Origin of the sequence: Actinacidiphila bryophytorum, assembly GCF_016916835.1 — a bacterium.
GTDB lineage: Bacteria > Actinomycetota > Actinomycetes > Streptomycetales > Streptomycetaceae > Actinacidiphila > Actinacidiphila bryophytorum.
Window position 1 is genome coordinate 188,993 of record NZ_JAFFIX010000009.1, and the last position, 25,427, is coordinate 214,419.

At 70.4% G+C, this 25,427-nt stretch carries 22 protein-coding genes and 1 tRNA gene; 14 read left to right on the forward strand and 9 right to left on the reverse strand.

Annotated features, from left to right (window positions below; all coding sequences use genetic code 11):
- Positions 1-30 precede the first annotated feature (30 nt).
- Positions 31-1,611: an MFS transporter gene (locus JT723_RS16020; protein WP_205045293.1), complete on the forward strand. Its 1,581-nt coding sequence runs from the start codon at positions 31-33 to the stop codon at positions 1,609-1,611.
- Positions 1,612-1,690: 79 nt separating this feature from the next.
- On the opposite strand, the gene JT723_RS16025 is transcribed toward JT723_RS16020, so the two are convergent.
- Positions 1,691-2,467, reverse strand: coding sequence for a DUF5324 family protein (locus JT723_RS16025; protein WP_205045294.1), 777 nt, complete (start codon positions 2,465-2,467; stop codon positions 1,691-1,693).
- A gap of 215 nt (positions 2,468-2,682) precedes the next feature.
- Between JT723_RS16025 and JT723_RS16030 the strand changes: the two genes are divergently transcribed.
- Both JT723_RS16030 and JT723_RS16035 read left to right on the forward strand, forming a co-directional pair.
- The gene (locus JT723_RS16030) at positions 2,683-3,213 is read left to right on the forward strand and encodes a peptidylprolyl isomerase (protein ID WP_205045295.1); all 531 of its coding nucleotides are present in this window, start codon (positions 2,683-2,685) and stop codon (positions 3,211-3,213) included.
- A gap of 92 nt (positions 3,214-3,305) precedes the next feature.
- A complete protein-coding gene (locus tag JT723_RS16035) occupies positions 3,306-4,160 on the forward strand; it encodes a rhomboid family intramembrane serine protease (protein ID WP_205045296.1) in 855 nt (284 codons plus the stop codon).
- A 269-nt stretch (positions 4,161-4,429) separates the two neighbouring features.
- On the opposite strand, the gene crgA is transcribed toward JT723_RS16035, so the two are convergent.
- Entirely contained in the window at positions 4,430-4,684 is a 255-nt protein-coding gene (gene crgA / locus JT723_RS16040; RefSeq protein ID WP_033175597.1) for a cell division protein CrgA, read from the reverse strand.
- Positions 4,685-4,905: 221 nt separating this feature from the next.
- Here crgA and JT723_RS16045 point away from each other — a divergent pair, with 221 nt between their 5' ends.
- The 5 genes from JT723_RS16045 to JT723_RS16065 all read left to right on the forward strand — a co-directional run bounded on the left by JT723_RS16045 (position 4,906) and on the right by JT723_RS16065 (position 8,594).
- Complete coding sequence (locus JT723_RS16045) at positions 4,906-5,625, forward strand: DUF881 domain-containing protein (RefSeq protein ID WP_372441323.1); 720 nt, start codon at positions 4,906-4,908, stop codon at positions 5,623-5,625.
- A 133-nt stretch (positions 5,626-5,758) separates the two neighbouring features.
- Positions 5,759-5,935 (forward strand): hypothetical protein, encoded by a 177-nt coding sequence (locus tag JT723_RS16050; RefSeq protein ID WP_205045298.1) that lies wholly within the window; start codon positions 5,759-5,761, stop codon positions 5,933-5,935.
- Entirely contained in the window at positions 5,932-6,570 is a 639-nt protein-coding gene (locus JT723_RS16055; protein ID WP_205045299.1) for an aminodeoxychorismate/anthranilate synthase component II, read from the forward strand. The genes JT723_RS16050 and JT723_RS16055 overlap by 4 nt, the downstream gene beginning before the upstream one ends.
- Entirely contained in the window at positions 6,567-7,850 is a 1,284-nt protein-coding gene (locus JT723_RS16060; protein WP_251513308.1) for a class E sortase, read from the forward strand. The genes JT723_RS16055 and JT723_RS16060 overlap by 4 nt, the downstream gene beginning before the upstream one ends.
- A 30-nt stretch (positions 7,851-7,880) precedes the next feature.
- Positions 7,881-8,594, forward strand: coding sequence for a class E sortase (locus JT723_RS16065; RefSeq protein ID WP_251513310.1), 714 nt, complete (start codon positions 7,881-7,883; stop codon positions 8,592-8,594).
- Positions 8,595-8,641: 47 nt separating this feature from the next.
- Here the strand turns inward: JT723_RS16065 and pknB are convergent, their stop codons facing one another.
- From pknB to JT723_RS16095, 6 genes are all read right to left on the reverse strand, one after another.
- The gene (gene pknB / locus JT723_RS16070; protein WP_205045300.1) at positions 8,642-10,627 is read right to left on the reverse strand and encodes a Stk1 family PASTA domain-containing Ser/Thr kinase; all 1,986 of its coding nucleotides are present in this window, start codon (positions 10,625-10,627) and stop codon (positions 8,642-8,644) included.
- A 213-nt stretch (positions 10,628-10,840) separates the two neighbouring features.
- The gene (locus tag JT723_RS16075; RefSeq protein ID WP_205045301.1) at positions 10,841-12,301 is read right to left on the reverse strand and encodes a peptidoglycan D,D-transpeptidase FtsI family protein; all 1,461 of its coding nucleotides are present in this window, start codon (positions 12,299-12,301) and stop codon (positions 10,841-10,843) included.
- Positions 12,298-13,680 (reverse strand): FtsW/RodA/SpoVE family cell cycle protein, encoded by a 1,383-nt coding sequence (locus JT723_RS16080; protein WP_205045302.1) that lies wholly within the window; start codon positions 13,678-13,680, stop codon positions 12,298-12,300. The genes JT723_RS16075 and JT723_RS16080 overlap by 4 nt, the downstream gene beginning before the upstream one ends.
- A 22-nt stretch (positions 13,681-13,702) precedes the next feature.
- Positions 13,703-15,292 carry a Stp1/IreP family PP2C-type Ser/Thr phosphatase gene (locus JT723_RS16085; protein ID WP_307794009.1) on the reverse strand — a complete coding sequence of 530 codons (1,590 nt, stop codon included), beginning with the start codon at positions 15,290-15,292 and terminating at the stop codon, positions 13,703-13,705.
- Between the two features lie 57 nt (positions 15,293-15,349).
- On the reverse strand, positions 15,350-15,874 hold the full coding sequence (locus JT723_RS16090) for an FHA domain-containing protein FhaB/FipA (RefSeq protein WP_205045304.1): 525 nt from the start codon (positions 15,872-15,874) through the stop codon (positions 15,350-15,352).
- Between the two features lie 10 nt (positions 15,875-15,884).
- Positions 15,885-16,844 carry an FHA domain-containing protein gene (locus JT723_RS16095; RefSeq protein ID WP_205045305.1) on the reverse strand — a complete coding sequence of 320 codons (960 nt, stop codon included), beginning with the start codon at positions 16,842-16,844 and terminating at the stop codon, positions 15,885-15,887.
- 384 nt (positions 16,845-17,228) lie between these two features.
- Between JT723_RS16095 and JT723_RS16100 the strand changes: the two genes are divergently transcribed.
- The 6 genes from JT723_RS16100 (at position 17,229) to JT723_RS16125 (ending at position 24,948) form a co-directional block, all read left to right on the forward strand.
- Positions 17,229-17,312, forward strand: a tRNA-Leu gene (locus JT723_RS16100).
- A 170-nt stretch (positions 17,313-17,482) separates the two neighbouring features.
- On the forward strand, positions 17,483-18,874 hold the full coding sequence (locus JT723_RS16105; RefSeq protein ID WP_372441319.1) for an aspartate aminotransferase family protein: 1,392 nt from the start codon (positions 17,483-17,485) through the stop codon (positions 18,872-18,874).
- 2 nt (positions 18,875-18,876) lie between these two features.
- On the forward strand, positions 18,877-19,947 hold the full coding sequence (locus JT723_RS16110) for a GNAT family N-acetyltransferase (protein WP_205045306.1): 1,071 nt from the start codon (positions 18,877-18,879) through the stop codon (positions 19,945-19,947).
- Positions 19,944-21,143 (forward strand): MFS transporter, encoded by a 1,200-nt coding sequence (locus JT723_RS16115; RefSeq protein WP_205045307.1) that lies wholly within the window; start codon positions 19,944-19,946, stop codon positions 21,141-21,143. Before JT723_RS16110 ends, JT723_RS16115 begins: the two co-directional genes overlap by 4 nt.
- Positions 21,144-21,256: 113 nt before the next feature.
- The gene (locus tag JT723_RS16120; protein ID WP_205045308.1) at positions 21,257-24,235 is read left to right on the forward strand and encodes a non-ribosomal peptide synthetase; all 2,979 of its coding nucleotides are present in this window, start codon (positions 21,257-21,259) and stop codon (positions 24,233-24,235) included.
- Between the two features lie 137 nt (positions 24,236-24,372).
- Positions 24,373-24,948: a TerD family protein gene (locus tag JT723_RS16125; RefSeq protein ID WP_033175507.1), complete on the forward strand. Its 576-nt coding sequence runs from the start codon at positions 24,373-24,375 to the stop codon at positions 24,946-24,948.
- A 21-nt stretch (positions 24,949-24,969) separates the two neighbouring features.
- On the opposite strand, the gene JT723_RS16130 is transcribed toward JT723_RS16125, so the two are convergent.
- Entirely contained in the window at positions 24,970-25,404 is a 435-nt protein-coding gene (locus JT723_RS16130; RefSeq protein WP_205045309.1) for a MarR family winged helix-turn-helix transcriptional regulator, read from the reverse strand.
- Positions 25,405-25,427: the final 23 nt, after the last annotated feature.

Genomic DNA, 25,427 nt, shown 5'->3' on the forward strand with positions numbered 1-25,427 from the left:
CGGTCAGCGCCGCCCCGCACGCTGCTTCCCATGACGAAGACAACCACCGCGTACGACACCACCGGCGGACCGGCCGCGCAGCAGAACGGACGGCGCTGGGCCGTACTCGCCATCTGCAGCATCGCCTCCGCGCTGCTGGGCATCGACACCAGCGTCCTGAACTACGCCGTCCCCTCGCTGTCCGCACAGCTCGCCCCGTCCGCCACCCAGTTGCTGTGGATCGTGGACGTCTACGGCTTCGTGCTCGGCGGTCTGCTGATCGTCGCGGGCAACATCGGCGACCGCATCGGGCGCAAGAAGCTGCTGCTGCTCGGGGTGGCCGGCTTCGGCGCCGCCTCCGCGGTGAGCGCCTACGCCGACAGCCCCGCCACCTTGATCGCCGCCCGCGCGCTGCTCGGGCTCGCCGGGGCGACGATCATGCCGTCCACGCTGTCGCTGGTGCGGGCCGCCTTCACCGACCCCAAGGAGCGCACCACCGCCGTCGGCATCAGCGGCGGCGTCGCCGCGGCCAGCTTCGCGCTCGGGCCGGTCGTCGGCGGGCTGCTGCTCGACCACTTCTGGTGGGGCTCGGTCTTCCTGGTCAACGTGCCGGTGATGGCGCTGGTCCTGGTGGCAGGTGCGGTGATCCTGCCGGAGACCCGCAACCCGCGGCCCGGCCGGCTCGACTGGGTCAGCGTGCCGCTGTCGGTGCTCGGGATGTTCGGCGTGATCTACGCGATCAAGACGGCGGCCCGCGACGGGGTCGCGGAGCCCTCGGTGTGGATAGCCGCGGGCCTCGGGGCCGCGCTGCTCGCGGTCTTCCTGCGCCGTCAGACCACCCTGGACGAGCCGCTGCTCGACCTGCGGCTGTTCAAGAACGCAGCCTTCTCCGGGGCGATCAGCGCGAACGTCGTGACCATGTTCGCCGCCTCCGTGCTGTCGCTGGGCTTCTCGCTGTACTTCCAGGTGGTCCGCGGCTGGTCGCCGCTGACCGCGGGGCTCGCGGTGCTGCCCGGTCCGCTGGCGGCGGCCGTGACCGCACCGGCAGCGGGTGCGCTGATCCCGCTGATCGGCCGGGCGCGCACGGTGGCAGCCGGCCTCTTCCTGATGGGCCTGAGCACCGCGGGGCTCGGCATGTCCACCCCGCACACCGCCTACTGGCAGCTGCTGCCGGTGGTGGTCGTCAACGGTGCGGGTCTGATGCTCACCTTCGCCGTCACTGCCGACACCATCCTGGCCAGCGCGCCCAGCACCAGGACCGGGGCCGCGGCGGCGATCTCGGAGACCGCGATGGAGCTGGGCGGCGCGCTCGGCATCGCCGTCCTCGGCTCGGTGCTCAGCGCGTACTACCGCAGCGACCTGAAGCTGCCCGGCGGGCTGACGGCGCAGCAGCGGGGCGCGGCACGCGAGTCGGTGAGCGGCGGCGTCGAGACCGGGCTGCACCTGCCGGGCGCCCTCGGGCGGCAGGTCGCCGACGCGGCCAGGCAGGGCTTCACCGACAGCCTGCACACCACGACGCTGATCGGGGCGGCGCTGATGGTGCTCGGCGCGGTCGCCGCGCTGATCACGCTGAAGGACGTCCCCGCGGTCCTGCACGACCCGGAGCCCGAGCCGGCGCCCGCGGCGAGCTGACGGCGGCAGGCATGCGGCACCCCGTGCCCGGCGCGACTGCGCCGGGCACGGGGTGCCGCATACGGCGGTCTCGGGGAGTTCAGGCGCCGTCGCGCTTGTCGTCCTCCGAGGGGGCGGCCTCGATGTCGGAGTCGCCGGGGGAGCCGTCGACGCGGTCGACGTGCGCGCCGGAGCCGTTCACCGACGTCGGGGAGCCGTCGAGCGGGTCGACGACCGTCAGGGTGCTGGTGCCGGTCACGCGCTCTGCGGCCTCGTCCGACTCGGTGGGCTCGGTCGGCTCGACCAGCCAGTCCGGGTTGGCCTGCTTGCTCCACCAGCGCCAGGCCGCGAAGGCCGCACCGCCGACGATGCCCGCGAGCAGCACACCGCGGAAGGCGCGTCCGGTGCGCTCCCTGCGCACCCGCTTGCGCACCAGCCGGTCGATCTCCGCGGCCGTCACCTGGCCGCGCAGCGCGTGGATGGCGGCGGCGCCGCGCAGCAGCGCCTCGTTGGTCACCGGCACCGCGACCGCCCGGGTCGCCGCGACCGCGGAACCCACCCTGGGCACCGTGTAGTCGGCCGCCGTCCTGGCGGTCTGCCGGGTTTTGCGGGCCGCGTTCTCCACGGCGACCGCGGTCTTCGGCGGCACGGCGGCCCATGCCTGCTCGCGTGCCTGCCGCACCTGCGCGGCGAGCTTGGCGTCGTAGGTCGCCCTGGCGAGCGCGCCGGCCTGCTGCGCGTACGTACCGGCCTGTTGTGCGTAACGCGTTGCCTCATCCCGGGCGGTGCTCGCGTACGGCGCAGCCACCTCCGCGGCGTGCCGCACGCTGTCCTTCGTGATGTCGGCCGCGTTGCGCACGCTGTCGATGCGGGTCACAGGAACCTCCTCCTCGGTGGCGTACGGTTTTCGCCTTTCCACCCGGTTTGAAATCATGCCCGGCTGCACGGCGTACGGCATGTGCGGACGGGCATACGGGTCAGTCGGCCCGGTTGCTGCGCAGTCGGGCAGGACGGAGGAGGACGGAAGCCCGCGGACGGGGCCGTGCCGTGCGAGGATCTGTGCCTGTCAGCGAAGACTATGGAAGGTAGACCGTGGCCGAGCAGCTCTACGCCACCTTGAAGACCACCCACGGCGACATCGTGATCCGGCTGCTGCCGAACCATGCCCCCAAGACGGTGGCGAACTTCGTCGGCCTCGCCGAGGGCACCCGGGAGTGGACCGACCCGCGGACCGGCAGCGCCACCCACGCCAGGCTCTACGACGGTACGGTCTTCCACCGGGTCATCTCCGGTTTCATGATCCAGGGCGGCGACCCGCTGGGGAACGGCACCGGCGGCCCCGGCTACGAGTTCGCCGACGAGTTCCACCCCGACCTGGCCTTCGACAAGCCCTACCTGCTGGCGATGGCCAACGCGGGACCGGGCACGAACGGCTCCCAGTTCTTCATCACGGTCGCCCCGACCACCTGGCTGACCCGCAAGCACACCATCTTCGGCGAGGTCGCCGACGACGCCAGCCGCAAGGTGGTGGACGCGATCATCAACAGCCCCGCCAACCCGCGCACCGACCGGCCGCTGGAGGACGTCGTCATCAAGTCCGTCGTCGTCGAGACCCGCGACTGACGTAGTCTTCGGGAACACCGCGCCCCGCCCGCACGTCCAAGTGGGCGGGGCGTTCAGCGCGTCAGGGCGCCGTGACAGGGGAGTGCGTTTTCATGGACCAGGCGGTCTGCTGCTACCGGCACCCGGACCGGGAGACCGGCATACGCTGCACGCGCTGCGACAAGCCGATCTGCCCGGAGTGCATGGTCAGCGCGTCGGTCGGCTTCCAGTGCCCGGACTGCGTCCGGCAGGGCTCGGGCCACATGCCCCGGCAGCGGACGGTGGCCGGCGGGGTGGTCGCGCACGACCCCTTCCTGATCACCAAGATCCTCATCGCGCTCAACATCGTGGTCTTCGTGATCGAGCTGGCGGTCGGCGACCGGGTGGTGCGCGACCTCGGCCTGTACGCGGCGTGCACCCCCAAGCAGTTCCCGCCGCAGCAGTGCATCGGGGTGGCCGACGGCGAGTGGTACCGGGTCATCACCTCGGCCTTCCTGCACGACCGGAGCAACTTCGCCCACATCGGCTTCAACATGCTGTCGCTGTGGTGGATCGGCGGCCCGCTGGAGCGGCTGCTCGGCCGCAGCCGCTACATCGCGATCTACCTGGTCTCCGCGCTGGCCGGCAGTGCCGCTGTGCTGCTGATCACACCGGACTCGCTGACCCTGGGCGCCTCCGGCGCGATCTTCGGGCTGTTCGGTGCGACGGCGGTCTTCATGCGGCGGCTGCGCTACGACATGCGGCCGATCCTGATCCTGCTGGTGCTCAACGTCGTCTTCAGCTTCACCTGGCCCAATGTCAGCTGGCAGGCGCATATGGGCGGCCTGGTGGCCGGGACCGCGGTGGCCATAGCGATGGCGTACGCACCACGGGAGCGGCGGGACGCCGTGCAGTGGGGGACGGCCGCCGGTGTGCTGGTCCTGACGGTGGTGCTCTCGGTGATCGCTGTGGCACAGGTCACGTCCTGAGGGCCGTGACCCCTGGCGTTGATCACACGTTATCCACAGCGGGTAGGGGATCCTGTGCGACTTGTGCACAGCCGGGACGAACGGCGGTGCGGGTGGCCGTGTATCCGGATTGCCCCGGTTTTCCCGGCAAGATCAGGACAGTTCGGTGTCCGGACAGCAAACGACCGGTGGCCGTCGGCTCCGGCCACCGGTCGTACCGGCGTCAACCTCGTAGAGGTTATCCACAGATCTTCCGACCTTTTCCCCACTGTGGATAACCGTGTGGACAACTACTTCCACTGCGTCGAGACGACGAACCCGCCCGCGATGAATCCGAAGCCCACCACGATGTTCCAGTTGCCGAACGCGTCCACCGGCAGACTGCCCTGCGTGACGTAGAACAGCACGATCCAGGCAAGGCCGACGATGAAGAAGGCCAGCATCAGCGGGGCCACCCAACTGCGGCCGCCGAGCTTTATGGCGGTGGCGGCCTTCGCCGGGGGCGGGGTGAAGTCGGCCTTCTTGCGGATCCGTGACTTCGGCACGAGGGAGTCTCCTGTCGATGCGCTGCGTAACCGCGGCGGATGTGCGGGGCGGTCTGGCGGATAGGGGGTGGCGGTCCGTTGCCGGCGAGGGGCGCTGCCGCCGCCGGGCGTCCGTTAGCGTAGTGCTTCCTCTGGTTGTAAGGAGACAGCGTACGGTGGCGACGGATAGCGGTGGAAGCGCACCCACCCCCTCCCCCCGTGCTGTCTCCCGCACCGTAGCGCTGCGAGTGCTCAGTGCGGGAGTCTTCGCGCTGGCCGGACTGATCTTCTGGATGAGTTTCGACACCGCCAAGGGCGTGGACATCCGCAGCGACGACCCGCTGCCGAAGCTGTCCGACACCATTCGCACCAAGAACACCCGCAATGGCCAGCTGGAGAACCAGCTCACCGGCGTCCGGCAGGACGTCGACCGGCTGACCCGGCAGGGCAGCGGGCTGAGTGCCGCGGAGCAGGCCAGGGCCGACGCCCTGGCCAGGGACGCGGGCACCGACCCGCTCACCGGACCCTCGATCGAGGTCACCCTCGACGACGCACCGCCCAACGCGACCGCCCTCGTCCCCGGCGTCCCCGACCCGCAGCCCAACGACCTGGTCATCCACCAGCAGGACCTGCAGGCCGTGGTCAACGCGCTCTGGCAGGGCGGCGCCCAGGGCATCCGGGTGATGGACCAGCGGCTGATCTCCACCAGCGCCGTCCGCTGCGTCGGCAACACCCTGATCCTCCAGGGCCGCGTCTACTCGCCGCCCTACCGGATCACCGCAGTGGGTGACCAGGCGAAACTGCGCCAGGCGCTGAACGCCAGCCCGGCGATCCAGAACTACCTGCAGTACGTGTCGGCCTACGGCCTCGGCTGGAAGGTCTCGGCCGCGAAGAAGACCACGCTCCCGGGCTACACCGGCTCGACCGTCCTGCACTATGCGCAGCCTGTGAGCCGGCCCTGAGAAGCGGCCGGTCGGCGGCCCGGGAGCTGACGGACGCCCAGGTGAAGCCATGACGAAGCTTTGTCCGGCTACCAGGGCGCTCCGGGCGATCTCCCCTTACTCTGTTCCGGGGAGCCGGAAGGAAGGGACCGTGATGTACGGCTGGATCTGGCGGCATCTGCCGGGCAACGCATGGGTGAGGGCGCTGATCTCCCTCGTGCTGGCCCTGATCGTCGTCTACGTCCTCTTCCAGTACGTCTTCCCCTGGGCGGAGCCGCTGCTGCCGTTCAACGACGTGACCGTCGACAACGGGATGGCCGCCGTCCGATGAGCGCACGCATCCTCGTGGTGGACAACTACGACAGCTTCGTCTTCAACCTCGTCCAGTACCTCTACCAGCTCGGCGCCGAGTGCGAGGTGCTGCGCAACGACGAGGTGCGCCCCGAGCACGCGCAGGACGGCTTCGACGGGGTGCTGCTCTCCCCCGGCCCCGGCACACCGGAAGAGGCCGGGGTGTGCGTCGAGATGGTGCGGCACTGCGCGGAAACCGCGGTGCCGGTCTTCGGCGTCTGTCTGGGAGTGCAGTCGATCGCGGTGGCCTACGGCGGAGTCGTCGACCGCGCGCCCGAGCTGCTGCACGGCAAGACCTCACTGGTGACACACGAAGGGGTCGGCGTCTTCGCAGGACTGCCGACGCCCTTCACCGCCACGCGTTACCACTCGCTCGCCGTCGAGGGCAGCACCCTCCCGGACGAACTCCAGGTCACCGCGTGGACGGACAACGGCATCATCATGGGGCTCAGGCACCGGGAGGCGGCCGTGGAGGGCGTGCAGTTCCATCCGGAGTCGGTGCTCACCGAATGGGGGCACAAGATGCTGGCGAACTGGCTCGCCGACTGCGGTGACGGCGCCGCACGCGACCGGTCGCACGGACTCGCACCGGTCGTCGGGAGGGCGGGGGCGTGACCACGCTCCGCCCGGAGCGCCCCGCGGACGGCCCGATGTCGTACGAGGACACCGGGCAGTTCAGAGCCGTCGTCGAGCAGCTGGACGACCCGCTGAACGACCCGCTGCCCGGTCGGCCCCCCGCGGTTCCGGAAGCGGACCACCACCCCGAGCCGGTCTTCACCGAGCTGCCCTTCGAAGAACAGCCCTTCGCCGAACCGGAGCCGGAGCCCCGGCCCGTGTTCGCCGAGCCCCCCGTGTCCCCGTGGTTCCGCGCCCCGGAGTTCGAGGAGCAGGCGGCACCCGCGGAGCCGGAACCGCCCGACCCGGTGCCCGTCGCCGACGTGGCGCAGACAGCGCGGCTGCCCGTCGTGGAGGCACCCCCACCGGACGTCCCCGTCGAGGAGGCCGACGGCGTACCGTCGCTCGCGCCGCCCACCGCGCCGGCGGACGGGGGGCGGGCGGCACGGCGGAAGGCGGCGCGGCAGGGCGGTGGCGGCCACCGGGCCGGCGGGCGCGGCCAGGGCGCCCCCGCAGCGGCCCCTGACGCGGCCCAGGAGGCCGCCTCGGCGCCGCTCAGCCGGGTGGAGGCACGGCGGGCCGCCAAGGCCGCCAAGGACAGCCCCGCGGTCATCGCGAGCCGCATCGTCGGCGAGCTGTTCATCACCACCGGCGTCCTGATGCTGCTGTTCGTCACCTACCAGCTGTGGTGGACCAACGTCCGCGCCCACCAGCAGGCCAACGGCGCCGCGAACAACCTCCAGCACCAGTGGGACTCGGCATCCGCCGACCCGAACCGGGTGCCCGGCACCTTCTCGCCCGGCCAGGGCTTCGCGATCATGTACATCCCCAAGCTGGACGTCAAGGCGCCCATCGCGCAGGGCGTCTCGAAGCACAACGTGCTCGACAAGGGCATGATCGGCCACTACGACGGCGCCCTGAACACCGCGATGCCCTGGGACAAGACCGGCAACTTCGCGGTCGCCGCCCACCGCAACACCCACGGCGAGCCCTTCCGCTACATCAACCACCTGGTGCCGGGCGACAAGGTCGTGGTCGAGACGGCCACCGAGTACTACACGTACCAGATCACCAGCTCGCTGCCGACCACCCCGCCGTCCAACACCAACGTGCTCAAGCCGATCCCGGCCGGCTCCGGCTTCACCGCGCCCGGCCGCTACCTCACCCTCACCACCTGCACCCCCGAGTTCACCAGCACCAACCGGCTGATCGTGTGGGGGAAACTGGTCGAGGAACGGCCGCGCAGCAAGGGCAAGCCCGACGCGCTGGTCAGCAGCTGAAAGCTGATATTGGACGGAGAACCGAACAGCGTGTCGACCAGCAAGCCCAGCGGGCGGCGCAGGGCCGCCTCCGTCATCAGTGTCATAGGTGAGCTGCTCATCACCGGGGGGCTGGTCCTGGCCCTCTTCGTCGTCTACTCGCTGTGGTGGACCAACGTGCTGGCCGACCGGCACGCGGCCAAGGCGAGCCAGAAGGTGCGCCAGCAGTGGGCGCAGGACGGCGGCGGCAACAACGGGACGCCCGCGCTCGGCCTGGACACCAAGGACGGCATCGGCTTCCTGCACGTCCCGGCGATGGGCCGGAACTACCAGGTGCTGGTCAAGAAGGGCACCTCGACCAAGGTCCTCAACGAGGGCGTGGCCGGCTACTACACCGACCCGACCCCGGCGGCGATGCCCTGGGACAAGACCGGCAACTTCACCCTGGCCGCGCACCGCGACGGGCACGGCGCGAAGTTCCACAACATCAACAAGATCCACACCGGTGACGCGGTCGTCTTCGAGTCCAAGGACACCTGGTACGTCTACAAGGTCTACAAGGTCCTCGACCAGACCTCGAAGTACGACGTCGCCGTGACCGACCAGGTCCCCAAGGAGTCCGGCCGCACCAAGCCGGGCCGCTACATCACCCTGACGACCTGCACCCCGGTCTACACCTCGCGCTACCGCTACGTCGTGTGGGGCGAGCTGGTCCGCACCCAGAAGGTCGACGCACAAAGGACGCCGCCGCCCGAACTGCGGTAGTCCGGACGGCGGCGTCTGTGTCGCTGCTGGTGACGCGGTGCGGGCGGCTACTGGCCCCCGCCGCCGGGACCTGCCGTGGTCTGCAGCTGGATCTGCTCGCCCTGCGTCAGCGGCTCGCCCTCACCCGGGGTGCTGCCGATGACCCAGGCGTTGCGGTCCTCGGGACCGCCGTTGACGACCACGATGCTCAGGCCGAGGTTCATGCCGTTGAGCTGGTCCTGGACCTGGCCGAGGCGGCGGAACTGCACCTTGGGCATCGTCTGGCCCTGCGGCGGGTTCTGCGTGGTCTGGCTGGGGCCTGTGGAGATCACCAGGGTGATCGTGTCGTCCTTGGCCGCGGAGGTCCCGCCGGGCGGGGTCTGGCTGATGACCGTGCCGTTGGGGAAGTTCGGGTCGTCGGACGACTGCCTGGTGACGTGGACATTGGTGAAGCCCGCATTGCTGAGCTGGTCGCGTGCGCCCTGCTCGGGGAAGCGCGTCAGGTCGGGGACGTTGATCTTCTCCGGCTCGACCGTGACCTTGAGGGTGATCACCGTGCCCTTGGGCTGCTTGGTGCCGGCGGCCGGGTTCTGGCCGACGACGATGCCCGGGTCCTTGGTGGTCGAGACCTGGTCCTCGGTCTTCACGTCGAAGCCGGCATTGCGCAGCTCCGTCGTGGCGTCCGCGACCTTGTCGTTCTTCACGTCGGGCACCGCGACCGGCGCGGCACCCTTGGACAGGATGAGGGTCACGGTCTTGTCGGAGGGGATCGCGGTGTCGGCGGCCGGGGTCTGCTTGCAGACCAGGTCCTTGTCGACGTTGCAGAACTCCGGGGTGCCCTTGACCAGCTTGATGTCGACGTTTCCTGCCAGGGTCGACGACTCGTCGAAGGTCTTGCCCACGAAGTTCGGCACCTTGGCGTCGGAGCCGGCCCCGTGGCCGCTGAAGATCGACTTGCCGAGGAAGATCGCACCGATCAGCACCAGGACGCCCGCGACGACCAGCAGGGCGGTGGACGCGCCGCCGCTCTTCTTCTGCCGGCGGCGGTCAGGACGGTCGTCGTAGCCGTAGCCGCCGTCGTCCTCGCGGGAGGGCGGCAGCATCGAGGTGTGCGGGTCGGCCTGCGGGGGCAGCGCCGTGGTGGGGGCGCTGTCCGGGTAGCCGTGCGGGTAGCCGTAGCCGGCCGCGCCCATCGCGACGGCCGCGGCGACCGGCTGGCCGTCGAGGGCCGCCTCGACGTCGGCGCGCATCTCGTCGGCGGACTGGTAGCGGTAGTCGGGGTCCTTGGTCAGCGCCTTGAGGACGATGGCGTCCATCGCCGGGGTGACCTCGGGGTCGAAGACCGACGGCGGCTGCGGGTCCTCGCGCACGTGCTGGTAGGCCACCGCGACCGGCGAGTCGCCGACGAAGGGCGGCCGTACGGTCAGCAGCTCGTAGAGCAGGCAGCCGGTGCTGTACAGGTCGGAGCGCGCGTCGACCTGCTCGCCCTTGGCCTGCTCCGGCGACAGGTACTGCGCGGTTCCGATGACCGCGGCGGTCTGCGTCATCGTCATGCCGGAGTCGCCCATCGCGCGGGCGATGCCGAAGTCCATGACCTTGACCTGGCCCGTGCGGGTCAGCATCACGTTGGCCGGCTTGATGTCGCGGTGGACGATGCCCGCCCGGTGGCTGTACTCCAGCGCCTGGAGGATGCCGACGGTCATCTCCATGGCCCGCTCGGGCAGCAGCTTGCGCCCGGAGTGCAGCAGCTCGCGCAGGGTCGAGCCGTCGACGTACTCCATCACGATGTACGGGATCGAGATGCCGTCGACGTAGTCCTCGCCGGTGTCGTAGACGGCGACGATCGAGGGGTGGTTGAGCGAGGCGGCCGACTGGGCCTCCCGGCGGAAGCGGGCCTGGAAGGACGGGTCGCGGGCGAGGTCCACCCGCAGCGTCTTCACAGCGACGGTACGGCCGAGGCGGGTGTCATGCGCGAGGTACACCTCGGCCATGCCACCGCGGCCGAGCACCGAGCCCAGCTCGTACCGGCCGCCGAGGCGACGCGGCTCTTCCATAGCTCTGCCCTCTCCTCAAACCCGTATCTTGACGTTCACGACCCGAATCCCGTCAGTGCTTGCCCTGCGCCTGCTCGGAGCTACGGTACCGGGCGTTCCGCGCCGATCCGTGCCCCGGACGGCCGCCGATACCCGACCGGTATGTGGACGGGCGCTGCGACGCGCGTGACGTTCGTCTCCTCGGCAGCCCCCCGGGCCGTGCTGCTGCACCGGTCACTTGTCGAGCACCGCCTGCATGACGCTCTTGGCGATCGGCGCCGCGAGGCCGCCGCCGCTGATGTCGTCGCGGTTGGCCGCACCGTCCTCGACGACCACGGCGACCGCGACCGGCGAGCCCTGGTCGGTCATCGCGTAGGAGACGAACCAGGCGTAGGGCGCCTTGTCGTTGTTGACGCCGTGCTGGGCGGTACCGGTCTTGCCGCCGACCTTGACCCCGGGGATCTTGGCGTTCTTGCCGGTGCCGTCGTTGACGACGGTCTCCATCATCGACTGCAGCTTCTGCGCGTTCTCCGGCGACAGCGGCTTGCTCAGCTCGGTCGGGTCGGTCTGCGAGATGGTGCTCAGGTTGGGCGCCACCAGCTTCGCGACCTCGTAGGGCTTCATCAGCACCCCGTTGTTGGCGATGGCCGAGGCGACCATGGCCATCTGCAGCGGGGTCGCCGCGGTGTCGAACTGGCCGATCGAGGACTGGGCGACCTGGTCGGGGCTCATCTTGGTGTCGAAGTTGCTGGCGTCGGCGCGGACCGGGACGAGCTGCTCCTTGTTGAAGCCGAACTTCTCGGCCTCGTCCACCATGCCCTGGAGCCCGATGTCGGCGCCGAGCTTGCCGAAGACGGTGTTGCAGGACTGCCGCAGCGCATCGCGCAGCGTGGCGTCCTTGCACTTGATGCTGCCCTCGTTCTTCAGCGGCACGGAGGTGCCGGGCAGGACGTACGGGTCGGGCGAGGTCGTCTTCGCGTTGACGTCGGTGACCTTGCCGGACTCCAGCGCCGCCGCCGCCGTGACCAGCTTGAACGTCGAGCCGGGCGGGTAGGTCTGGCGCAGCGCCCGGTTCAGCGACGGGTCGTCGGGGTCGTTCTTCTTGTCGAGCGCGATCCAGTTCTTCTCGTCGGTGCCGGAGTAGCCCGCGATGCCCGAGGGGTCGTACGACGGGGTGCTCGCCATCGCGAGGATCGCGCCGGTGCGCGGGTCGAGCGCGACGACCGCGCCCTTCTTGTTGCCGAGCCCGTCGAACGCGGCCTTCTGCGCCTTGGCGTTCAGCGTGGTCACCACGTTGCCGCCCTGCCGCTGCTTGCCGGTGAGCAGGTCGATGGTGCGGTTGAAGAACAGCCGGTCGTCGTTGCCGGTGAGGAACTTGTCCTCGACGCCCTCCAGCATCGTCGTGCCGTACGCCTGTGAGGCGTGGCCCGTCACCGGCGCCCACATCGGGCCGTCGGTGTAGGTGCGCTTGTACTTGAAGTCGCTGCCGTTGGTCTCGGTGTGACCTGTGATCGCCTTGTCGCCGACGATGATGTTGCCGCGCGGCTGTGCGTACTGGTTGATCGCGACCCGCCGGTTGTGCGGGTCGTTCTGCAGCTGGTCGGCCTGCACGAACTGCACGTAGTTGACGCGTATCAGCAGGGCGAGGACGAGGAGACCGCAGAAGACCGCGACCCTTCGTAGCGGCTTGTTCACTGGTTACGCACCACCTGGGTCGCTTCGGCGTCGGGGGAGGGGGCGGGGCTGGGGGCCGGCCGCCGTGCGGTGTCGCTGATCCGCAGCAGGATCGCGACCAGCGCCCAGTTGGCGATCACCGAGGAACCGCCCTGGGCCATGAAGGGCATCGTCATACCGGTCAGCGGGATGAGGCCGGTCACACCGCCGGCCACCACGAAGACCTGCAGCGCGAAACCGCCGGACAGGCCGATCGCCAGCAGCTTCCCGAACGGGTCGCGGGCCGCGAGCGCGGTGCGTATGCCGCGCTCGATGAGCAGGCCGTACAGCAGCAGCACCGCCATCAGCCCTGCCAGGCCCAGCTCCTCGCCGACGGTGGCCAGGATGTAGTCGCTCTTGGGGGCGATGCCGTGGATCAGCCGCGAGTACCCCTGGCCGAGCCCGGAGCCGAACAGCCCGCCGGAACCGAAGGCGTAGCGGGCCTGGGCCGTCTCCGTCACGGCGCCGTTCTCCAGCGCCAGCGGGTGCAGCCAGTCCTGCACACGGGTCTTCACGTGCGGCTCGGACGAGGCGACCGCGACCGCACCGGCCGAGCTGAGCAGCAGGCCGAAGACGATCCAGCTGGTGCGCTCGGTCGCCACGTAGAGCATGACCACGAACAGGCCGAAGAACAGCAGCGAGGTGCCCAGGTCGGTCTCGAAGACCAGGATCAGCAGGCTGACCGCCCAGATCACCAGGATCGGGCCGAGGTCGCGGCCGCGCGGCAGGTACAGGCCCATCACCCGGCGGCTGGCCAGTGCGAGCGCGTCCCGCTTGACCATCAGGTAGCCGGCGAAGAAGACCGTGATGATGATCTTCGCGAACTCCCCCGGCTGGAGCGAGCCGATGCCCGGCAGCGTGACCCAGATCCGGGCGCCGTAGACCGGCGGGAAGAACACCGGCAGCACCAGCAGGAACAGCGCGAGCACCATCGAGATGTAGGTGTAGCGCTGCAGGATGCGGTGGTCCTTGACGAAGACCAGTACCAGCACGAAGAGCACGACGCCGAAGGTGGACCACATCAGCTGCTTGGGCGCCATCGCGGCACCCAGGCTCGGCTCCTGGTCCAGCCGCCAGATCAGCACCAGGCCGAGGCCGTTGAGCAGCGTGGCGATCGGCAGCATCAGCGGGTCGGCATAGGGGGCGAACTTGCGCACCAGCAGGTGGGTCACCGTCGCCAGCAGGCCGAGCCCCACCCCGTATCCGAGCAGGCCGGCGGGGACCGAGCCGTTCTTGGCCAGGCCGACGTTCGCGTAGGCGAAGACCGGGATGGCGACGGCGAAGACCAGCAGGGCCAGTTCGGTGTTGCGGCGGTTGGGAGCGCCGATCGAGGTGATGGTGGTGGTGTTGCTGGCGCTCATGACGAGCCGACCCCTCCTGGTCTTACGGCTGGCCCGACGTGCAGTTCCGGGCCAGGTTCTGCTCGTCCTGCGTCAGCGACAGCGCCGGCGGCGCGGCGGTGGTCGGTGTGGCGGTGGGCGTGGCGGTCGGGGTCGGGGGAGTGCTCTTCTGCGGCGTCGCGGAGGAGCCGCCGACGGGGCCGGTGGCAGAGCCGCCCGACTTCTTCGGGATCTGGTCCTCGGCCTTCTTCTTCGCCTCGGCCGTCTGGTCCTTCGCCGCCTTGGTGACCTTCTCGCACACCGCCGCCTGCTTGGCCAGCTCGTCGGCCTTGTCGTTCGCCTGGCCGAGGCTGCTGAGCGCGATGGTGTTCACGACCTGGTCCCGCTGGTACGACGGCAGGTACTTGAGTTCGATATCGGTGCGGTCCTTGTGCACCTTCGACAGGTTGATCCAGGCCAGCTTCTGGTCGATGCCCTGGTAGACGGCCACGTGGTCACCCTTGGCGCCCACGTAGTACTGCGTCTGCGTCCAGGCGTACCCCACGTAGAGCAGACCGCCCACGACGGCGAGGGAGACCACGCCGATCAGGGTGCGCTTGGGCCACTTGCGGGCCTTGCCGGGCTTGTCGAAGTCCGAGCCGTCGTGGCTGCCGAAGCTGCCCAGCGGGGCGCCCGCGGCGCCCGGGACCGGGTCGCCGCTGCCGGGCGGGCCGAACGCGCCCGCGGGGCCGCTCTGCTGCTGCGGGGCGCGGCCCAGCTCCGAGGCGCGGCCGGCCGGGGTCTGCAGGTGGCGGGCGTCGCTGAGCGGCAGCTGCGTGTCGGCGACCGCGCCGACCACCACGGGGGTGTCGTTGAGCTGCGCGGCGAGCGTGTCGCCGTCGTCGGTGTCCAGGACGTCGGCGACGATGCAGGTGATGTTGTCGGGGCCGCCGCCGCGCAGCGCCAGCTGGATCAGCTCCTGCACCGTCTCGTGCGGCGCCTGGTAGCCGGCCAGGGTGTCTTCCAGCGTCTGGTGGCTGACCACGCCCGACAGGCCGTCGGAGCAGATCAGGTAGCGGTCGCCGACCCGGACCTCGCGGATCGACAGGTCGGGCTCGACCCGCTCGCCACTGCCCAGCGCGCGCATCAGCAGGGAGCGCTGCGGGTGGGTGGTGGCCTCCTCCTCGGTGATCCGGCCCTCGTCGACCAGCCGCTGCACCCACGTGTGGTCCTGGGTGATCTGGGTGAGGACGCCGTCGCGCAGCAGATAGGCGCGCGAGTCGCCGACGTGCACAAGGCCGAGCCGCTGGCCCGTCCACAGCAGGGCGGTCAGCGTCGTGCCCATGCCCTCCAGCTGCGGGTCCTCCTGGACCATCTGCAGCAGCTGGTCGTTGGCGCGCTGCACGGCAGTACCCAGCGACGTCAGGATGTCGGAACCGGGAATGTCGTCGTCAAGCGTGACAATGGTGGAGATCACCTCGGAGGAGGCGACCTCGCCGGCGGCCTGGCCGCCCATGCCGTCGGCGATCGCGAGCAGACGGGGGCCGGCGTAGCCGGAGTCCTCGTTCCCCTCGCGGATCATGCCCTTGTGCGAACCGGCGGCGAAACGCAGGCTCAGAGACATGCGCACCTCCCCCGTCGGCTCCGGGTACATCCGCACGCTGCCCACCCTCTCGCTCGCGCGTCGTGGCTCCGCTCGCCCATTGTGCGACTACTTCCGCAGCTCGATGACGGTCTTGCCGATGCGGATCGGCGCACCCAGCGGGACCGGCGTCGGCGTGGTCAGCCGGTTCCGGTCGAGATAGGTGCCGTTCGTCGATCCCAGGTCCTCCACGATCCACTGCCCGTCGCGGTCGGGGTAGATCCTGGCATGCCTGCTGGACGCGTAGTCGTCATCGAGGACGATCGTCGAGTCGTGCGCCCTGCCCAGCGTGATGGTCTGACCCTGCAGCGCAACGGTGGTGCCTGCCAGTGAGCCCTCGGCCACCACCAGTTTGGTGGGGGCGCCCCTGCGCTGACGGGCGCTCGCCGCCGGCTGCTGGGCACGCCGGTCCTGCGCCGCGGCCTGCTGGCGCTGCTGCGGCGGGCGGGCGGCGGTCTCCCCGCGGCGGCCCGCGCGCTGGGTCACCCGGGTCCCGAACAGGTCGCTGCGGATGACCTGCACCGCGACGATCACGAACAGCCACAGAACGGCGAGGAAACCCAACCGCATGACCGTCAGGGTCAGCTCTGACATTGGCCCCGCTTCACCCTTCGGCTTGCCGGTAGACGATGGTGGTGCTCCCCACGACAATGCGGGAGCCGTCGCGGAGCGTAGCGCGCTGGGTGTGCTGCCCGTCCACCACAATGCCGTTTGTCGACCCGAGGTCCTGCACCAGGGAGGGGGTGCCGACCCTGATCTCGCAGTGTTTGCGCGATACGCCCGGGTCGTCCACCCGCACGTCCGCCTCGGTGGAGCGGCCCAGGACGAGGGAGCCCCGGGTGATCTGGTGCCGGGTGCCGTTGATCTCGATCCAGCGCCGGGTGGCGGCCGCGGGCGACCCCGCGGGCACACCCGTTCCCGGCAGCCGGGTGACCGCGGCGGGCGGGCGGCCCGCACCGCCGGCGGGCGGCGGTGCCGCGGGCATCGGCGGCGGGCTGGACGGGCGCTGGGCGGCGCCGGACGCGGGGAAGGGTGCCTGGGGCGGCTGCTGGTAGCCCTGCGGGGGCTGCCGGTCCTGGGCCTGGTGGCCGTACGGGGACTGCGGGGCGCGGCCCTGCTGGCCGTACTGGCCTTGGCCGGGACCTTGGCCGGGTCCCTGGCCCTGGGGGAACTGGGGGTGCTGGGACTCGCTGGAGGCGAGGGTGCGGCTGCGGACCCGGTACAGGCCGGTGTCGAGGTCGGCCGCGCGCTCCAGGTGCACCTTGATGGTGCCCATGAAGGTGTAGCGCTGCTGCTTGGCGTAGTCGCGGACCATGCCGGCCAGCTCGTCGCCCAGCTGCACCGCGTACGGGCTCAGCCGCTCGAAGTCGGGGGTGCTCAGCTCCACGATGAAGTCGTTGGGGACGACGGTGCGGTCCCGGTTCCAGATCGTGGCGTTGTTGTCGCACTCGCGCTGCAGCGCGCCCGCGATCTCGACGGGTTGCACCTCGCTCTTGAACACCTTGGCGAAGGTGCCGTTCACCAGGCCTTCGAGCCGCTGCTCAAAGCGCTTCAGTACTCCCACGGGGCACCTCCCTCCTCGGGGCCTTCCTCCGAGTCGAATCCGATACTGCTTACTGATCGTATCCACGCGCGGGAAAAACCTGTGGTTCCCCGATCGCGCTGGACAGCCGGGTGTCACCCCTCACACGGCCGTGCTTCCCCTCCCCCTGCCCACTGCGATGGTAGATGCGACCGGATGCCGGCGTTCCCAGTGTCGCGCACGCCCCGCCGCCGCCGCGCCGTCTCCGGCATCCTGCCCCCGAGCGGGCGGCCCAGGCCCCGCCTCCCCAAACGGATGTGATTCCACCCCGCACCCCGTGCTAATCTTCTGCATGTCGGAAGGCACTCCCACTCCACAGGACCGACCGGTCCACCGGATGTGTGAGAATCGAACGGCAGCACCCATGCGCGGGTGGCGGAATAGGCAGACGCGCTGGATTCAGGTTCCAGTGCCCGAAAGGGCGTGGGGGTTCAACTCCCCCCTCGCGCACAAGAGCAGTACCAGAGAAGGTGCCCCCCTCCGGTGACGGAAGTCATCGAGGGGGGCACCTTCCGTTGTGCCGGGGGTCGGCATGCGGTGCGGTGGCCAAGCTTCCACCAAGCGGGGCGACCTACAGTGGCCCACCACTTCGTGGCCCACCAGGACAGGAAAAATACCCCATGATGGATAATGCGCACACTCTGGACGATGTCGCCCGGCGCCACCTCTGGCTGCACTTCACGGACCATTCGGAATTCGCGGACTCCCCCGTTCCGATGATCGTGCGGGGGGAAGGCGCGTACATTTTCGACCAGAACGGCCGCAGGTACCTGGACGGGATATCGGGGCTCCTTGTCACACAACTGGGGCACGGCCGCACCGAGTTAGTGAGTGCCGCCGCGAAGCAGGCACAGGAGCTGGCCTTCTTTCCGTTGTGGTCGTTCGCGCACCCGACGGCCGTCGAGCTGGCCGGGAGAATCGCGGACGCGGCGCCGGGGGATCTGAACCGGGTGTTCTTCACCAGCGGTGGAAGCGAGGCCGTCGAATCGGCCTGGAAGCTCGCCAAGCTCTATTTCAAGCTGACGGGCAAGCCCTCGAAGACGAAGGTGATCAGCCGTGCCGGCGCCTATCACGGCACCACCCACGGCGCCCTGTCGATCACCGGGATCCCCAGTTACCGGCAGCCGTACGAGCCGCTGGTGCCGGGTGTGGTCAGGGCGCCGAACACCGACTTCTACCGTTCGCAGCAGGTCACGGGGGACCTCGCCGTCTCCGGCGACGAGGAGGCCTTCGGGCGCTGGGCCGCGGAGGAGGTGGGGCGGCTGATCGAGCGGGAGGGTGCGGACACCGTTGCCGCCGTCTTCGTCGAACCCGTGCAGAACTCCGGCGGCTGCCTCACCCCGCCGCCGGGGTATTTCGCGCGGCTGCGGGAGATATGCGACACCTACGACGTACTGCTCGTCTCGGACGAGGTCATCTGCGGATACGGGCGGCTCGGCACGATGTTCGGCTGCCAGAAGTTCGGATACCTCCCCGACATCATCACCTCGGCCAAGGGACTCACCTCCGGCTACTCGCCCATCGGCGCGATGATCGCCTCCGACCGGCTGTTCGAGCCCTTTGCGAGCGACGGCACGATCTTCACCCACGGATACACCTTCGGCGGGCACCCGGTGTCGGCCGCCGTCGCGCTGGCGAATCTCGACATCTTCGAGCGCGAGGGAATTCTCGAACACGTGACGGAGAACGAGCCGGTCTTCCGCAGCATTCTGGAACGGCTTTACGACCTTCCCATCGTGGGCGACGTGCGGGGCGCCGGGTACTTCTTCGGCGTCGAACTCGTCAAGGACAAGGACAAGCGCACGGTTTTCACCGCGGAGGAGTGCGACACGGTACTCGGCGGGCGTTTCTCGCAGGCGCTGCTCGACGCGGGCCTGTATTGCAGGACCGCGGGCGACCAGGGCGACCGGGTGGTGCAGCTGGCCCCTCCGCTGATCTGCGGCGAGGAGCACTTCGAGGAGATCGAGGCAGCACTGCGGACGGTCCTGTCCGAAGCCTGGAAGATGCTCTAGGGGTGGCGGCGACGAGTGCGCGGCCCGGCTGGGAGCTGAGCGGCACGCTCCCCGGGCGGGTGGCACCGACGTGCCTGTTCGACTCGGCCGGCTGGCTGGGGCGGTGGGCCACAGCGCAGATCGAGACCTTCGACACCGTCGACTACGTGGTGGAGCGCGCCGCCGGGGACCTGCCCCGGCAGGTGCTGCCGCTCTACACGGTCAAGTTCTCGCCCTTCTGGCAGGGCTACGAACTGCAGACCGGGGTGGCACCGCTGTGCCCGGGGCCGATCGTCTTCGCCGGGTCCGTGTACTCGATGTACACCAAGCGCGGCCATGTGCCGGACGACCTGGTGGACGGCGCCTTCCAGGAGGCGGCAGGGCGGATCGCCCGGCAGGAGGCCAGCCTGCTGGTCGTCCCGAACCTGACGGACGAGGGCGTCGCCGACTGGGTGCGGAGGGCGGGCGAACCGGCCGGGCGGGTGCTGCTGGACCTGACCTACCACTGCGAACTCGCGGGCGGCTTCCAGGAGTACCTGCACCGCCTGGACACGAAAATCCGCAGGGACGTGGACCGGCGGCGGCGCCGGGCGCACGAGCGCGGGCTGCGCGTACGGCTGCTGGCACCGGACGAGGCCGAGCCGTACCTGGAGCGGGCGCTGCAGCTCACCGTCGGCACCTCCGACCACCACAGCTGGCCCGCGCTGTACGACCTGCCGACGCTGCGGCTGCTGCTGTCGGTGCCCGGCTCGGTCACCGCGCTGGCCGAAGCGGACGGCGAGGTGCTGGGGGTCTTCTTCGGGTTCCGGCACGGCGACGAGGTCGTCTTCCTCACCGGCGGCGTCCAGTACGACAGCCTCGGCAGGTACAGCACCTACGTCGCCCTGATGTACCACTGCATCGAGTGGGCGCACCAGAACGGGGTGCGCCGCATCGAGTGGGGCCGCGACAACTACCGCTTCAAGGAGCGGCACGGCCTGACCCCCGTGCAGCTGTGGGGCCTGGTCTACGCGCCCGAGGGCGACACGCGGACGGCGGGGAAGGCCGCGCACATGCACCGCTTCCTGTCCGACTACATGGAATCGTCCAGATGACGCGGGCCGCCCGGTTACGGGTCGGCCTGCTCCTGGCGGGCATCGTCAGTGCCAACGCCTCCTACACCGTCCTGATCCCCTTCGTTCCCGAACTGGAGCGCAGGGTCCACATGGACGGGCTCGGCCTGGCGCTCACCTTCGCGCTGTTCGCGGCGGCCAAGGCGCTCTTCCAGCCGGTCGGCGGGGCGTGGAGCGACCGGTGGCAGGCGCGTTCCGTGGCCTTCACCGGGCTCGGCGTGGTCGCGCTGTCGGTGACCTGGCTGGCCTTCTCCACCTCGCAGTGGGAGCTGCTGGGCGCACGCGTCGCCTGGGGGGCGGGCGAGGGGATCCTGACGCCTGCGCTCTACCACGGGGCGACGCTGCTGTGCGGTGAGCACCGCATCCCCGACCACCGGATGATGGGCTGGTTCGGGACGGCGTCGGTCACCGGTTTCCTGCTGGGCCCGGTCGTCGCCGGGTCGGGTTCCGCGCTCGGCCTCACCACGCTGTGCGTCCTGGGGGCCGCGGCGACCGTCGCCACCGCCTTCGGCGTCTTCCGCGCGATCCCGCGGGAGGCACGCGCGGGCGCCGTGGAAGGGGAGGCGGCGCCGGACCCTGCGGCGGGCGGCCGTGCGCCGCGGCACTGGATGATGCTGGTGCTGGTCTTCGGCGTGCTGGACCTGGTGGCCGGGCTCACCTCCTCGGCGCTGGAACCCACCATCCCGCTCTACATCGCCGCGGCGGGGGAGTCCACCGTGGTCATCTCCTCGGTCTTCACCGTCGGGATGGCCACCTTCGCGCTGGTCTCCACCGTCCTCGGCCGTGTCGCCGAGAAGTGGTCGGTGGAGACGCTGGTCACCGTCGGCCTGGTGACGGGGACGGTGGGCACCGCGGGGATCTCGCTGAGCAACCACCAGATCCCGCTGATGTGCTGCTTCGTCCTCATCATGACCGGCCAGCCCAGCGTGTACATCGCCGCCCGGAAGGGAGTCGCCGCGCTGCGGTCGGCGGGCGGGCGGCTGGGGATCTCCTTCGGGGTCTTCGGCGCCATATCGGATCTCGGCGAGGTCGTCGGCCCGCTGGCGGGGTCCGGGCTCTACGCGCTCGGCGGCCGCCAGGGCTTCATCTGGCTGGCGATCATCGGCATGACCCTTTTGACCGTTGTCCTAGGAATTTACCGAAGGTGGTCGGCGGTGGCCCGGCCGGTCACCGCCTGAATCCAGAACGGGGTTCGAGAATGCCGTCAGGACAGCAGGAACCAGGACTGCAGGAAGGGGACCGCCCCTCCTGTTTCAGGGGAAGGTCCGTTCCCTATCCGGTCGACAGTACGGTGCTGCAGCTCTTCGAGAGGCAGGCGGCCGGGGCTCCCGAGCGCCCCGCGCTGACCTTCGGCGGGGAGACGCTGACGTACGGCGAGCTGAACGGGCGGGCCAACCGGCTCGCCGAGCGATTACGCACCCTCGGCGTCCGGCGCGGCGACTTCGTACCGCTGGTCATGGGGAACTGCCTGGAACTGCCCTTGTCGATGATCGCCCTCATGAAGCTCGCGGCCCCCTTCGTCCCCGTGGACGACACCTGGCCCAGGGAGCGCTTCGAGGAGGTGATCGCCGCGCTGGACCCCCCGGTGGTCCTCACGGCGGGGAAGGTGGACCCGCCGGCGGAAGACGCCAGGTCCGTCCTGGTGGACGCGGCCTCCCTCGACGAACTGCACTCCAACCACCACGGACCCGCCGCCGGCCTCTCCGACCTCGCCTACGGCTTCTTCACCTCCGGCTCGACCGGTGTTCCCAAATGCGCTCTCAATATCCACCGCGGGCTGCTCAACCGCTTTGTCCACATGACGCGCCGCTTCGGCGGCGGCTCCGACGTCGTCCTGCAGAACAGCAGGCACGTCTTCGACTCCTCCCTGTGGCAGCTGCTGTGGCCGCTGACCAACGGCAGCCGGGTGGTGATACCGGAGCGCTCGGGAATCCTGGACCTCACCGCGACGGTGGAGGTGATCCGCCGCCACCAGGTGACGATGACCGACTTCGTGCCGTCCATCTTCAACGCGCTGGTGGACCTGCTGAGCGCCCGGCCCTCCTACGTCAGGGACCTGGCGTCGCTGCGCCGGCTGCTCGTCGGCGGCGAGGAGATCAGCGTGCCGGCCGTGCACGCCTTCCGCGCCATGCTGCCCGCGGTCGGCATCACCAACACCTACGGGCCGACCGAGGCCGCGATCGGCTCGGTCTTCCACGACGTCGGCGACGACGACGTCGAGACGATCCCGATCGGCCTCCCCATCGACAACACCTACGCCGTCGTCGTGGACGACGACATGGCCCCGCTCGGCCCGACCGCCGTCGGCGAGATCTGCATCGGCGGCGACTGCCTGGGCCTGGGCTACCTCGACGACCCCGCGAAGACCGACGCGGCCTTCGTGCCCAACCCCTTCGCCGAGATCCCCGGTTCCCGCCTCTACCGCACCGGCGACCTGGGCTTCCTGCGCACCGACGGGCTCATCCACTTCGTGGGCCGCCGCGACCAGCAGGTCAAGATCGGCGGCGTCCGTATCGAACTGTCCGAGGTGGAAGGGGCGCTGGCCGCGCACCCCGGGGTGCGCGAGGCGCGGGTGATCGCCCTGGACACCGCGGGCGTCAAGGTGCTGGGCGCCTTCGTCACCGCCCGGTCGGTGCTCACCGCCGAGGAACTGCGGGCGCACGCCGAGACGGCCCTGGCCCCGGGGCTGCGGCCCAAGCGGTACTTCCTCGTCGACGCTTTCCCGCTGACGCCCAACGGCAAGCTCGACCGCAAGGCGCTCGCGGGACTGGCCGCACCGGCGAAGAAGCCGGCAGGGGCGGTGGCGCTCACCCCGGCGGAGCGCGCCGTCGCCGACATCTGGCTCAGCCTGCTGCCCTGCGACGAGGTGACCGCCGACGACGACTTCTTCGCCTGCGGCGGCGACTCGCTGGCCGCGCTGCGGCTGACCCTGGCCCTCGAAGTCGACTCCGGGGTCAAGCTCTCGGTCAAGGACATCGTCAACGCCCCGACGCTGCGCGGCCAGGCGGCCCTGGTGTCCGGGGCGGGCACTGCGACGACCGCGCCCGCCGCCCCGAGCCGCGACCTTTTCGCCCCCGACCTGGACCTGCCCGCCGACGTCCGCGTCAGCGGTGCAGTGCCGCGCGGCCCCGTCGAGAACGTCCTGCTGACCGGCGCCACCGGATTCATCGGCGCCCACCTGCTGCACGAACTGCTCGCGCGCACCTCGGCGACCGTCCACTGCCTGGTGCGCGGCACGGACCGGGCCTCGGCGTACGAGCGCCTCGTCGCGAACCTCAGGGAGCAGCGGCTGTGGGCCGAGGCCCACGCGGACCGCGTCGTCGTGGTCAACGGCGACCTCGCCGAGCCGCGCTTCGGGCTGTCGGACGCGGACTACGACGCGCTCGCCGACCGGGTCGACACCATCGTCCACAACGGCGCCCTGGTGAACCTGCTGCTCTCCTACCAGGCCCACCGCGCGGTCAACGTGCTGAGCACCCGGCAGATCATCAGCTTCGCCGCCACCGGTCCCGTCAAGCGGCTGCACTACGTCTCGACGCTCGGGGTGTGCGTGCCGCAGCCGGACGCCGCGCCCGCCGCGTCCCCGGTCCGCGAGGCGTCCGTGCTGGGCACTCCACCGCCCGTGCGCGGCTACGACCAGTCCAAGTGGGTCGCCGAGCACCTGCTCGACGCGGCCGCAGAACGCGGACTGCCCACGGCCGTCTACCGGCTGGGCGAGGTGATGCCGCACTCGGTGCACGGCGTGCCCAGCCGGCGCGGGCTCGCCGACGGCCTGGTGAAGGCCTGCATCCGCACCGGTCTGGCCTTCAAGAGCCCGATCAGGATGGACTACACGCCGGTCGACTACGTCAGCGGCTTCGTCGTGGCGTCCGTCCTGCGCTACGAGACCGGCTGCTTCCACGTCCTGCAGCCGCGTGCGGTGGACTTCGACGAGCTGCTGGCCGCCTTCGCCGGGCACTTCCCCCTGCAATGGGTGGACTACCGGGACTTCTGGTGCGCCCTCGACGACCTGCACGACCTGCACGACCTGCACGACGTGCACGGCCGGCACGAGGACGGCTCGGACCCGGACGGGCTGGTGCGGCTGCTGTCCGCCCTGCCCAGGCCCGACGCGGCCTTCGACCCCGCCGACCTGGCCTCGCTCTTCTCCGACAGCACGGCCCTGTTCGCCAGGGCGCGCACCCAGCGGTTCCTGGACCGGGAGCGGCTGGCCTGGCCCGAGGTGGGGCGGGAGGTGTTCGAGCGCTACGCGGCCTACTACCGGGCGTGAAGGCGCGGTGTGAAGGCGGCGGCGTGGAGGAGTGGCACAGCGCCGGGAACCGGGGCAGGGTGGTGTCCGTTGGAGCCATTGGGCAAAGGAATCGTCAAGTGGCGCGGCCCGCGCCGGATTGAGCAGGGAGATCCACCATGGGTGTCAGCCTCTCCAAGGGCGGCAATGTCTCACTGACGAAGGAGGCCCCCGGACTGACGGCGGTCACCGTCGGCCTGGGCTGGGACGTCCGCACGACCACGGGTACGGACTTCGACCTCGACGCGAGCGCGCTGCTGCTCGACGCGGCGGGCAAGGTCGTCTCGGACAAGCACTTCGTGTTCTTCAACAACCTCAAGAGCCCCGACGGCTCGGTCGAGCACACCGGTGACAACCTCACCGGTGAGGGCGAGGGCGACGACGAGGCCATCAAGGTGAATCTCGCCGGGGTGCCCGCCGAGGTGGACAAGATCGTCTTCCCGGTCTCGATCTACGACGGCGAGACCCGCCAGCAGAGCTTCGGCCAGGTGCGCAACGCGTTCATCCGGGTCGTCAACCAGGCGGGCGGCACCGAGATCGCCCGCTACGACCTCACCGAGGACGCCTCGACGGAGACCGCCATGGTCTTCGGCGAGCTGTACCGCAACGGGGCCGAGTGGAAGTTCCGCGCGGTCGGCCAGGGGTATGCCTCGGGCCTGCGCGGCATCGCCCAGGACTTCGGCGTCAACCTCTGACGCAGGAGTCCGCGCCGCGGCTCAGGGATGGGCCGCGGCGTCCGCGTTGTAGCGGACCAGGTAGCGGGCGAAGCGCTCCAGGTCCTCCGGGTCCCAGTCGGCCAGCCGGACCCGGATGGACTCCTGTCTGCGCGCACGGGCCGCGGCCAGGATCTCGACGCCGCCGGGCGCCAGGTGCAGCACCTGCACCCGGTGGTCGGCCTCGTCCACCCGCCGCTCGATGAAGCCGAGCCTCTCCAGCGACGCCACCTGCCGGCTGACCGTGGACTTGTCCAGCAGGTAGTGCGCCGCCAGGTCGGTGGCGCGGCAGCCCTGCTGCTCCTCCAGGTGGGCCAGGATCGTGTAGGCCACGAGCGACAGTTCGGGGTGCATACGGGCGGCGGTGGCCCGCGCTCTGCGGGCGAACGCGGTCAGTTCCCGCTGGACGGTGTCCAGGGACGACTCCCGTGCGCTCATGGCTGCGACTCCTCACGCCCGGC

What these genes read in the sequence shown, in the direction of transcription:
- JT723_RS16020 (WP_205045293.1), top strand. Translation starts at nt 31, where the DNA reads ATGACGAAGACAACCACCGCGTACGACACCACCGGCGGACCGGCCGCG.
- JT723_RS16035 (WP_205045296.1), top strand. Translation starts at nt 3,306, where the DNA reads ATGGACCAGGCGGTCTGCTGCTACCGGCACCCGGACCGGGAGACCGGC.
- JT723_RS16050 (WP_205045298.1), top strand. Translation starts at nt 5,759, where the DNA reads ATGTACGGCTGGATCTGGCGGCATCTGCCGGGCAACGCATGGGTGAGG.
- JT723_RS16055 (WP_205045299.1), top strand. Translation starts at nt 5,932, where the DNA reads ATGAGCGCACGCATCCTCGTGGTGGACAACTACGACAGCTTCGTCTTC.
- pknB (WP_205045300.1), bottom strand. Translation starts at nt 10,627, where the DNA reads ATGGAAGAGCCGCGTCGCCTCGGCGGCCGGTACGAGCTGGGCTCGGTG.
- JT723_RS16080 (WP_205045302.1), bottom strand. Translation starts at nt 13,680, where the DNA reads ATGAGCGCCAGCAACACCACCACCATCACCTCGATCGGCGCTCCCAAC.
- JT723_RS16085 (WP_307794009.1), bottom strand. Translation starts at nt 15,292, where the DNA reads ATGTACCCGGAGCCGACGGGGGAGGTGCGCATGTCTCTGAGCCTGCGT.
- JT723_RS16090 (WP_205045304.1), bottom strand. Translation starts at nt 15,874, where the DNA reads ATGTCAGAGCTGACCCTGACGGTCATGCGGTTGGGTTTCCTCGCCGTT.
- JT723_RS16105 (WP_372441319.1), top strand. Translation starts at nt 17,483, where the DNA reads ATGATGGATAATGCGCACACTCTGGACGATGTCGCCCGGCGCCACCTC.
- JT723_RS16115 (WP_205045307.1), top strand. Translation starts at nt 19,944, where the DNA reads ATGACGCGGGCCGCCCGGTTACGGGTCGGCCTGCTCCTGGCGGGCATC.
- JT723_RS16125 (WP_033175507.1), top strand. Translation starts at nt 24,373, where the DNA reads ATGGGTGTCAGCCTCTCCAAGGGCGGCAATGTCTCACTGACGAAGGAG.
- JT723_RS16130 (WP_205045309.1), bottom strand. Translation starts at nt 25,404, where the DNA reads ATGAGCGCACGGGAGTCGTCCCTGGACACCGTCCAGCGGGAACTGACC.